The sequence below is a fragment of the Streptomyces sp. NPDC055239 genome (assembly GCF_053606205.1).
In genome coordinates, this window is sequence record NZ_JBSGRD010000021.1 from 39,586 (window position 1) to 50,997 (window position 11,412).

Sequence of the window (11,412 nt, forward strand, 5' to 3'; positions counted from 1 at the left end):
TTGATCGTCCGTTCTGCTGTGGTGGTTGTCGTACTCGGCGTTCCGCCGGCTCTGTCGCGCTCAGCGGGAGCTGGTGTCGGCGCTGTGCCGGTCGTCGGCCAGCCAGGTCCGTACGGCGAGGGCCGTCGACTCCGAGTGGTCGTCCATGATCGTGAAGTGGTCGCCGGGGACGTCGGCGTCCTCGTGCGGCAGGGGCCACTGGGGACGCCAGTCGTCCTCGGTCTCCAGTGCCTGCGACTCCCCGGGCGGGAAGGTGGCGTGCACGTACAGTGTCGGCGTGTCGATCGGTTCGGGCTCCCAGTCTCCGAACACGCGCAAGTATCCTCCCTGTCCGGTGAGTTGGGCGCCCGACATCAGCTCGAACGCCTCGCTGGTGGCCGCGCGCTGCCGCAGTGCCTCCTCCAGTCGGCCCTCGAACGAGGTCGTCGCGGTGTAGGTGTCGACGAGGACCACCGCCACCGGTGTGCCGCCTTCCCTTTCGAGCAGCGCGGCGACCGCGTTGGCCAGCCACCCGCCCGACGAGTATCCGACGAGCACGAACGGGCGGTCGCCCGCCTGCCTCATGACGGCCTCGGCCTGGAAGCGTACGACCGCCTCCCTGGTCGCGGGCAGCGCCTCCCCCGCGGCGAAGCCGGGGTTGGGCAGCACGGTCACGTCCCGCTCGCCCGCGAACACGGGGGCGAACCGGCCGAAGTAGTGCGGCCCTGAGGGCGCCATCGTCGGCGGGAGGCACAGCAGCGGGGTTCCGGGTCCTGTCGCAAGGGTGACCGGCGGCAGTGCGGGCACCTCGTCCGGCGTCTCGAACACCGGCCGCACCCGCGCGGCGGCGTTCACCATCTGCCATCCCTCCTCGTACAGGCCGAGGTCGCAGGCCTGCCGGTACAGGCCGGTGAGCGTGTCCTCCACCGCAAGGGCGGCGGTCGTGGCGGGAGCCTCGCCCCCGGCATCCGTCGCGGCCCCCGACGCGAGTTCACGCCGGAGGTACCCGGCGAGCGCCGGTCCTGTCGGCTGGTCGAACACGACGGTGGTGGGCAGACGGAGCCCGGTCGCGCCCGCGAGCCGGTTGCGCAGTTGCAGCGCGGTCAGGGAGTCGAGGCCGAGCTGGGTCAGGGCGCCGGAGACATCGAGCTCCTGTGGCGCGTAGCCGAGCACGGCCGCCGTCTGGTCCCGGACGAGCAGCAGGAGTTCCTGCCCCTGTTCCTCCTCCGTGAGACCGGCGAGCCGCTGTGCCAACGGCTCCTCGCTCACGGCGGCCGCCTTGGTGGCCCGCGGGCGCACGAGGCCGCGCAGCAGCGGGGGCACATCGTCGGGCCCGCCGCGCAAGGAGGCGATGTCGAGCCGCATCGGCACCACGACCGCGTCGTCCGCCGCGCATCCGAGGTCGAACAGCGCGAGACCCTGCTCCTCGGTCAGGCCCGCGACCCCGGAGCGGGAGAGCCGCGCCACGTCGGCCTCCTCCATGTCGCCGGTCATCGCGCTTGCCGTCTCCCACAGGCCCCACGCCAGTGACGTCGCAGGGAGTCCTGCGGCCCTGCGGTGGTGGGTGAGCGCGTCGACGAACGCGTTGGCCGCCGCATAGTTGCCCTGTCCGGGGCCACCGAGGATGCCTGCCGCCGAGGAGAACAGGACGAACGCGGACAGGTCCAGGTCCCGGGTCAGCTCGTGCAGGTGCCAGGCCGCGTCGACCTTGGGCCGGAACACCCTGTCGACCTGGTCCGGGGTCAGCGTCCTGATCGTGCTGTCGTCCAGGACGCCCGCCGAGTGCACCACGCCGGTCAGCGGGTGGTCCGAGGGCACCGCGGCGAGGAGTCCGGCCAGCGCGACGGGGTCGGTGACGTCGCAGGCGGCGAGCGTCACGTGCGCGCCGAGGTCGGTCAGTTCGGAGCGGAGTTCGTCGGCGCCGGGCGCGGTTGCGCCGCTGCGGCTCGCGAGGACGAGGTGCCGGACGCCGTGCTCGGTCACGAGGTGCCGGGTGACGAGGCCGCCGATCATGCCGGTGGCGCCGGTCACCAGGACGGTGCCGCCGGACGCGAACCCGATTCCGGAGTCCGCGTCGTGGTCGGACGGCCGGGTCCTTGCGATGCGCGGGACGAGCAAGTCGCCGGTACGCAGAGCAAGTTGCGGCTCGGATGCGGTGAGGGCGGCGGGCAGTACCGGCCAGGAGGTGCCGTCCCCGTCCACGTCGACCAGCGTGAACCGGTCGGGGTTCTCGGACTGCGCCGACCGGATCAGACCCCACACCGTCGCGTCGGCGAGGTCGGGCACGTCCTCGTCAAGGCCGGTCGCGACGGCCCCTCGGGTCACGAAGACGAGGCGGGATTCGAGGAACCTGTCGTCGGCGAGCCACTCCTGGGCGAGGCGCAGCGCGCGCAGGGCGGCGGTGCGGGAGGCGGCGACAGGATCGGCGTCGTCCTCGACGCACGGGACGACGACAAGGCCCGGTACTCCGGTCTCGGCGAGGGCAGCGAGGTCTTCGTGCTCCTCGACGACGATACCGGCGGCGGCGAGGCCCGCGCCGACCTTCAGGTCGTCCGGGCCGACGACTGCGCAACCGCGGACGGGAGCGGGGGTGGCCGCACGGGTCGGTGCGGCCACCCACTCCAGCCGGAACAGTGAATCGCGGTGGCGCGCACCCCATTGGTCCGCGGCGATCGGCCGCAGGACCAGGGATGCGACCGTCGCCAGGGGGTTCCCCTGTACGTCGGTCAGTTCCAGGGAGACGGCGTCGGGTCCGGCAGGCGTGAGCCGTACCCGTGCCGCCGTGGCACCGGTCGCGTGCCACCGGATCCCGCTCCAGGAGAACGGGAGCCGGGGTCGACCGGCGTCTTCGACGAGGCCGCCGAGCATGCAGGCGTGCAGCGCGGCGTCGAGCAGCGCCGGGTGGAGCCCGAACGACGCGGCGTCCCGGTGCTGGTCCTCGTCAAGACTGATTTCGGCGTACACGGCGCCCTCGTCGCGCCATGCCGCCCTGAGGCCCTGGAAGGCGGGTCCGTAGGCGAACCCGGCTCCTTCCAGGCTGTCGTAGAGGCCGTCGACGTCGACGGGCTCGGCTCCGGCGGGCGGCCACGGCGTGACGGTGGCCGGCTCGGCGGGGGCTCCGGTGGTGAGGAAGCCGGTGGCGTTCCGGGTCCAGTCCGCCACGGTGGCAGGATCGTCCGGGCAGGAGTCGATGTTCAGCGCCCGGCGGTCTGAGCCGTCGTCGCCGCCGACCGTCACGCGCAGTCGCACTCCGCCGCGTTCGGGCAGTACCAGGGGCGCGGCGAGCGCCAGTTCTTCCACCTCGTCGAGGCCGAGCCTGCCGCCCGCCGCCAGCGCGATCTCCGCGAAGGCGGTGCCGGGCAGGAGCGTCGTCTGTGCGACGGCGTGGTCGGCGAGCCACGGGTGGGTGTCCGTGCCGAGCCTGCCGGTGCACACCAGGCCCTGCTCGTCGGCGAGTTCCACGGCGGCGCCGAGCAGCGGGTGGTCTGCGTCCGCCAGGCCGAGACCACCGGCCGCTTCGACGAATCGCAGATCACGGGGAGCGTCCAGCCAGTAGTGCCTGCGCTGGAAGGGGTAGGTGGGCAGGTCCACGTGCCGTCCGGCGGGCACCGTCTGCCGCCACTCGAACGGCAGGCCTCCTACGTACGCCTCTGCGGCGGAGAGCAGGAACCGGTCGAGGCCGCCCTCGTCCCGGCGCAGCGTGCCCACCATGACGGCGTCACCGCCGGTGGCCTCCACCGTCTCGGACACGCCGATGGTGAGTACGGGGTGCGGGCTGCACTCCACGAACGCACCGACGCCATGGTCGAGCAGGCCGCGCGTGGCCTCTTCGAACCGCACGGTGTTGCGCAGGTTCTGATACCAGTAGTCCGCGCCGACCTCGGTCCCGGTCAGCCACTCCCCCGTGACCGTGGACAGCATCGGCACACTCGCGGACCTCGGCGCGACCCCGGCAAGGACGCCCGCCAACTCCTCCTGGATACGTTCCACATGCGGCGAGTGCGACGCGTAGTCGACCGGGACCCGGCGGGCGCGCACCTCATCGGCCGCGCACGACTCCATCAACTCGTCCAGCGCGTCGGCGTCACCCGCCACCACCACCGAACGCGGACCGTTCACGGCAGCGACCGAAATCCGGCCGTCCCACCGCGCGATCCGCTCCCGCGCCTGCTCGATCGACACCGCAAGCGACACCATGCCGCCCTGACCCGAGAGCGCCAGAATCGCCTTACTCCGCAACGCCACCACCTTGGCGGCATCGTCCAGAGAAAGCGCCCCCGCGACGTGAGCAGCCGCGATCTCACCCTGACTGTGCCCCACCACCGCATCCGGCTCCACACCATACGAACGCCACAGCGCAGCAAGCGACACCATCACCGCGAACAACGCGGGCTGCACCACATCCACCCGCTCCAACTCAGCGGCATCACCAAGGACGTCATGCAACGACCAGTCCACATACGGAGCAAGCGCCTCAGCACACGCATCCAGAGAGGCACGGAACACCGGCGACGACTCCGCCAACTCCGCACCCATCCCCAGCCACTGCGAACCCTGACCTGGGAAGACGAACGCCACCTTGCCGACGGGCCGCGCCACGCCGATCGCCACGCGGGCGGACTCGGCGCCTCCGGCCACCGCCGTCAGCGCGTCGGCACCGCCCGCGACCACCACGGCCCGGTGATCGAACACCGACCGCGACAGCAAGGCGTCCGCCACGTCCGCCGATGCCAATTCATTCCCTACCGATGCGAGTTGGGCAGCGTAGGCCCGCAGAGCGCCCTCCGTGCGCGCGGAGAACACCAGCGGAACCGGCCCGGACGTCGAGGGCAAGTCAGCGGGGGTCTCATCAGGCGCCTCATCGGGCGCCTGCTCAAGAATGGTGTGCGCGTTCGTCCCGCTCACGCCGAACGACGACACGGCGGCCCGGCGCGGACGGCCGAGTGCCGGCCACGGCCGGGTCTCCGTCAGCAGGTCGACCTCGCCCGCCGACCAGTCGACGTGCGGGGAGCGTTCGGTGATGTGCAGCGTCTTCGGGAGTTCGCCGTGCCGCAGCGCCATCACCATCTTGATCACGCCACCGACACCGGCGGCGGCCTGGGTGTGGCCGATGTTGGACTTCAGCGAGCCCAGCCAGAGGGGCTCTCCGGCGCGGTCCTGGCCGTAGGTGGCAAGGAGGGCCTGGGCCTCGATGGGGTCGCCGAGGGTGGTGCCGGTGCCGTGTGCCTCGACCGCGTCCACGTCGGACGGGGTCAGGCCCGCGCTCGCGAGCGCCTGGCGGATGACCCGCTGCTGCGAAGGACCGTTCGGCGCGGTGAGGCCGTTGGACGCGCCGTCCTGGTTCACGGCGGATCCTCGTACGACCGCGAGGACTTGGTGGCCGTTGCGCCGGGCGTCCGAGAGACGCTCCAGAACCAGCATGCCGACCCCTTCGCCCCAGCCGGTGCCGTCGGCGCTGTCGGAGAACGCCTTGCAGCGGCCGTCCGGGGCCAGGCCGCGCTGCCTGCTGAACTCCACGAAGGTCGCCGGGCTCGCCATCACCGTCACGCCGCCCGCGAGGGCCAGCGTGCACTCACCGGAGCGCAGCGCCTGGGCGGCAAGGTGCATCGACACCAGCGACGACGAGCACGCCGTGTCCACGGTCACCGCGGGGCCTTCGAGGCCGAACACGTACGAGACGCGGCCGGACGCGACACTGCCCGAGCTGCCGACGCCGAGCTGGCCCTCGAAACCTTCCGGAGAGCGCCCGAGCCTGGCGGCGTAGTCGTTGTACATCACGCCCGCGAACACGCCGGTAGCGCTGCCGCGCAGCGACTTCGGGTCGATACCGGCCCGCTCGAACGCCTCCCAGGAGGTTTCCAGGAGCAGTCGCTGCTGCGGGTCGACCGCGAGCGCCTCGCGCGGTGACATGCCGAAGAACGCCGGGTCGAACTCGGCGGCGTCATGGAGGAAGCCACCCGACTTGACGGTGCTTGTGCCGGTGTTCTCGGGGTCCGGGTCGTAGAGCGACTCCACGTCCCAGCCCCGGTTGTCCGGGAAGTCGGACACCGCGTCACGGCCCTCGGCGACGAGGCGCCACAGGTCCTCCGACGAGCGCACTCCGCCGGGGTAGCGGCAGCTCATGCCGACGATGGCGATCGGCTCGTCGTCGGCGGCGGCCGTGCGGATGATCGGCGTGCGCGTCTCGTCGTCGCCGAGCAGCGTGGCGCGCAGGTGCTTCGCGAGGGCCAGGGGTGTCGGGTAGTCGAAGACCAGCGTGGCGGGCAGGCGCAGGCCGGTGGCCGCGTCGAGCCGGTTGCGCAGTTCGACCGCGGTGAGCGAGTCGAACCCGAGCTCGTCGAAGGCACGCTCCGCCTCCACCGCGGCGGCGGAACCGTGGCCGAGCACGGCGGCAACACAGGTGCGTACGAGGTCGAGCAGTGCCGGAAGTCGCTCGTCCCCCGGCAGCGCGGAGATGCGCGCCGCCAGGCCCCCGTCGGCCTTGACGGCCTCGGGGCGCGCCGTGCGCACCAGCGCGCGGAGCAGCGGGGGGACGGTCTCGGGGCGGGCCCGCAGCGGCGCCAGGTCGAGGCGCATGGGCACGGCCACGGCGGACGGCAGCGCGAGGGCGGCGTCGAAGAGGCGCAGCCCCTCATCGGCGGACAGCGCGGTGACGCCGGCCCGTGCGAGGCGGCCGCGGTCGGTCTCGGCGAGATCGTCGGTCATGCCGCTCGCGTCGGCCCACAGGCCCCAGGCGAGCGAGGTCGCGGGCAGGCCCTGTGCTCGCCGGTGCTGGGCGAGCGCGTCGAGGAACGCGTTGGCAGCGGAGTAGTTGGCCTGCCCCGCGTTGCCGAACGTGCCCGCGGCGGAGGAGAAGAGGACGAACGCCGACAGGTTCAGGTCGCGGGTCAGCTCGTGCAGATTCAATGCCGCGTCGACCTTGGGCCGGAACACCGTGTCGATCCGCTCCGGGGTCAGCGACTCGATCACCCCGTCGTCCAGGACACCTGCCGCGTGCACGACGGCCGTCACGGGGTGCTCGGCGAGCAGCGCCGCCACCGCGTCGCGGTCCGCCACATCGCAGGCCAAGGCGTTGACTTCGGCGCCCAGTGCATCCAACTCACCTCGCAGCGGGCCTACTTGCCCGCGCCTGCTGGCGAGCACCAGCTGTCGCACCCCATGCTGTACGACCAGGTGCCGCGCCACGAGGCCGCCGAGCATCCCGCTCGCACCGGTCACGAGAACCGGCCCTGTGCCGAAGCCCGCTCCCTCTTCCTCCGCTGTGGGACGAGCGCGTACGAGCCTCGGCGCGAGCAGTTCACCCGCGCGCAGGGCCAGTTGGGGCTCGCCGGTCGCGACGGCGCCCGACAGCGTCCGGGCCGTGCCAGCCGACCAGTCGGTGTCGGTGTCGGTGTCGATGAGCACGAACCTGCCGGGGTGCTCGGACTGCGCCGCCCGTACGAGGCCCCACACCGGGGCGTTGGGCAGGTCGAGGACATCCTCGTCAGGCCCTGCCGCCACCGCGCCGCCGGTGACGAACACCAGCCGCGCCGAGCCGAACCGGTCGTCGGCGAGCCAGGCGCGCACCAGGGCCAGCGCCCTGTGCGTCGCCTCAGCGGGATTGGCGGCCGGGGGCACGGGGGCGAACACGAGGTCCGGCACCCCGTTCTCCGCCAGTGCGGCCAGGCCCGCGTCACCCTGGTCCTCGTCCTCCAGGACCGCCCAGCGGGACGAGGGCGAGTCGGCGGGCCGCACCTTCGTCCAGTCGACCCGGAACAGCGAGTCGAGACGGTCGCCGGTGAGGGCGTCCGCCGTCAGGGGGCGCAGCGAAAGTTCCTCGACCGAGGCGACGGGGGCGCCGGTGCCGTCGGTCAGGGCGATCGCGACGCCCGAGGCGCCCGCCGGGGACAGCCGCCCCCGCAGCTCCGACGCGCCGCTGCTGTGCAGCCGCACACCGCGCCAGGAGTACGGCAGGTGCAACTGCTCCGTGTCGGTGACGAAGTCGCCGAGGCCGATGGCGTGCAGTGCGGAGTCGAGCAGCGCGGGGTGCAGTCCGAAGGAGCCCGCACTGTCGTGGTCGGGCAGCTCGAGCTCGACGAACACCTCGTCGCCGCGGCGCCATGCCGCACGCAGCCCGCGGAACGCCGGGCCGTAGCCGAGGCCCGAATCGGCGAGGTCGTCGTAGTGGCCCTCGGTGTCGATGCGCTCGGCTCCGGCGGGCGGCCAGGCGCCCGTGTCGGCGGCCGGGGCCGGCGCTCCCGCCGCCAGTGTGCCGATGGCGTGCCGCGTCCACGGCTGGTCGTCGGCCGCGTCGTCGGCCCGTGAGTAGACGCTCAGCGCGCGGCGCCCCGAATCGTCCGGGGCCCCGACGGACACCTGGAGCCGTACCGCGCCGTCCGCGGGCAGGACCAGCGGCGCCGCCAGCGTCAGCTCCTCGACGTGGTCGAGCCCGACCTGGTCGCCCGCCCTGATCGCGAGCTCCACCAGCGCGGCGCCGGGTACGAGGACCACACCTCCGACCGTGTGGTCCGCCAGCCACGGGTGAGTGACCAGGGAGAGCCTGCCGGTGAGCAGGGCGCCCTCCTCGTCGGCCAGCGTGACCGCGGCGCCGAGGAGCGGGTGGTCGGCGGGCCGCAGGCCCACCGATGCCACGTCGCCGACGTGCGCGCCGACGTCGAGCCAGTACCTGGTGCGCTGAAACGGGTAGGTGGGCAGGTCGGTCCGCCGTGCGCCGCGGCCCGCGAACACCGCCTGCCAGTCGAGGGCGACGCCCCGCACGTGCAGTGCCGCGACCGCCGAGGTGAGCGTGGCGCCCTCGGGCCTGTTCGCGCGCGCCACGGCGACAAGGAGTGCGCCCTCGTCGGCGCAGTCGCGGCCCGCCGCGGTAAGGACCGCGTCGGGGCCGAGCTCCAGGAAGTTGGTGACGCCCTGCTCGCCCAGGCTCCGTACGCCGTCGAGGAACCGGACGGCCTCGCGGACATGGCGTACCCAGTGCTCCGGGTCGCGCGCCTGCTCCGGGGTCAGCAGGGTGCCCGTCAGGGTGGAGACGATCGGGATCGCCGGGGTGCCGTAGGTGATGGTCCTTGCGACGGCGCGGAAGTCGTCGAGTACGGCGTCCACGTGCGGTGAGTGGAACGCGTGACTGACCCGCAGGTACCGGGTCTTGCCGCCGCGCTCCCGCCACGCGCCGTCGATCGCGGCCACGGCGTCGGCGTCGCCCGCGATCACCGTGGACTCGGGGCCGTTGACCGCCGCGATGTCCACCGTGCCGCCGTGCTCGGCGACGAGGCGGCGGACGGTGTCCTCGTCGGCGCGCAGCGACAGCATGGCCCCGCCCTCGGGCAGCGCCCCCATCAGCCTGCCGCGCGCGGCGACGAGCTTGCACGCGTCGGCGAGGGAGAACACGCCCGAGACGTGCGCCGCCGCGAGTTCCCCGATGGAGTGGCCCGCGAGGAACTGGGGGGTCAGGCCCCACGCGGTGACGAGGCGGAACAGCGCCACCTCGATCGCGAACAGCGCGGGCTGCGTGTAGGTGGTCAGGTCGAGCAGGGCGGCGGCCTCGGTGCCGGGTTCGGCGAAGAGCACCTCCCGCAACGGCCGGTCCAGGTGCGGGTCCAGGCCCGCGCAGACCTCGTCGAGGGCCTGCGCGAACAGGGGGAATTCCGCGTACAACTCGCGGCCCATGCCCACCCGTTGACTGCCCTGCCCACTGAACAGGAACGCGAGCTTGCCGCGCGTACCGACCGTGCCGCGCACCAGGTTCGGTGCCTCGCCTCCGTCGGCCAGGGCCTCGAGGCCGCGCAGGAGTTCCGCGCGGTCCGCGCCGACGACGGCCGCCCGGTGTTCGAGGGCGGTCCTGCTCACGGCGAGCGAGTAGCCGATGTCCACCGGCGTCTCGTCCCGGCGGTCCAGGCCCTCCAGGTGGGAGATGAGGGTGGCGGCACGCTCGCGCAGGGCGGCGGGGTCGTTGCCGGAGAGTACCCACGGCACGGCGTCGGCGAGGACGGGGTCGGCAAGCTCGGCGGGCCCGCCGAGCTGGTCGTCCTGCTCGTCGTCCTGCTCGGCGTCCTCGGCCGGGGCCTGTTCGAGGACGACATGGGCGTTGGTTCCGCTGATGCCGAAGGACGACACCGCCGTTCTGCGCGGCTGGCCCGTCTGAGGCCACGGTCGCGCCTCGGTGAGCAGTTCCACGGCGCCCGCCGACCAGTCGACGTGCCGGGAGCGCTCGCCGACGTGCAGGGTCTGCGGCAGTACGCCGTGCCGCATCGCCATGACCGTCTTGATCACGCCCGCGACGCCTGCGGCGGCCTGTGTGTGACCGATGTTGGACTTCACCGAGCCGAGCCACAGCGGCCGGTCGGCGCGGCGGTCCCGGCCGTAGGTGGCCAGGAGCGCCTGGGCCTCGATCGGGTCACCGAGCGTGGTGCCGGTGCCGTGCGCCTCGACCGCGTCGACCTGGTCGGCGGTCAGTCCGGCGCTGTCGAGCGCCTGCCGGATCACCCGCTGCTGCGAGGGACCGTTGGGCGCGGTGAGGCCGTTCGACGCACCGTCCTGGTTCACCGCCGAACCGCGCACGACCCCGAGGACGGTGTGGCCGTTGCGCCGGGCGTCGGAGAGCCGCTCGAGGAGCAGCATGCCGGCGCCCTCGCCCCAGCCGGTGCCGTCGGCGTCCTCGGAGAAGGACTTGCACCTGCCGTCCGCGGCGAGGCCCCGCTGCTTGCTGAAGCCGATGAACGTGTCCGGGGTCGCCATCACGGTGACACCGCCCGCGAGGGCGAGCGTGCACTCGCCGGAGCGCAGCGCCTGGGCCGCCAGGTGCAGCGTGACCAGGGAGGACGAGCAGGCGGTGTCCACCGTGACGGCGGGCCCCTCGAGCGCGAACGTGTACGACACACGGCCGGAGGCGACGCTGCCGAAGCTGCCGGTGCCGAGGAAGCCTTCGACTCCCTCCGGAACCGACCGCAGCCGCGACGTGTAGTCGTGGTACATCAACCCGGCGAACACGCCCGTCCTGCTGCCGCGCAGCGAGGACGCGTCGATCCCGGCCCGCTCGAACGCCTCCCAGGAGGTTTCGAGGAGCAGTCGCTGCTGCGGGTCCATCGCAAGGGCCTCGCGCGGCGATATCCCGAACAGGCCGGGGTCGAACTCGGCCGCGTCGTGCAGGAACCCGCCCTCGGTGAGGAACGCGCGGTCGGGGTCCTCGGGGTCGGAAAGCTCGACGTCGCCCCAGCCACGGTCGGCGGGGAACGCCGTCACGCCGTCGCGGCCGTTCGAGACCAGCTCCCACAGATCCTCGGGGGAACGTACGTCACCGGGGTAGCGGCAGCTCATACCGATGATCGCGACCGGCTCCTGCTCGCCCTCCTCGACCTCGCGCAGGCGCCTGCGGGTGTCACGCAGGTCGGCGGTGACCCGCTTCAGGAAATAGCGGAGCTTGTCCTCGTTGTCCATCGT

Annotated in this window: 1 protein-coding gene; it reads right to left on the reverse strand. The window is 73.0% G+C overall.

Translation table 11 applies throughout. From position 1 onward, the window contains the following. Nucleotides 1-60: 60 nt before the first annotated feature. Nucleotides 61-11,409, reverse strand: coding sequence for an SDR family NAD(P)-dependent oxidoreductase (locus ACWFRJ_RS41700; protein ID WP_453543795.1), 11,349 nt, complete (start codon nucleotides 11,407-11,409; stop codon nucleotides 61-63). Nucleotides 11,410-11,412: the final 3 nt, after the last annotated feature.

Bases quoted from the DNA above. Each gene is read 5' to 3' on its own strand.
- ACWFRJ_RS41700 (WP_453543795.1), bottom strand. From the start codon at position 11,409: ATGGACAACGAGGACAAGCTCCGCTATTTCCTGAAGCGGGTCACCGCC.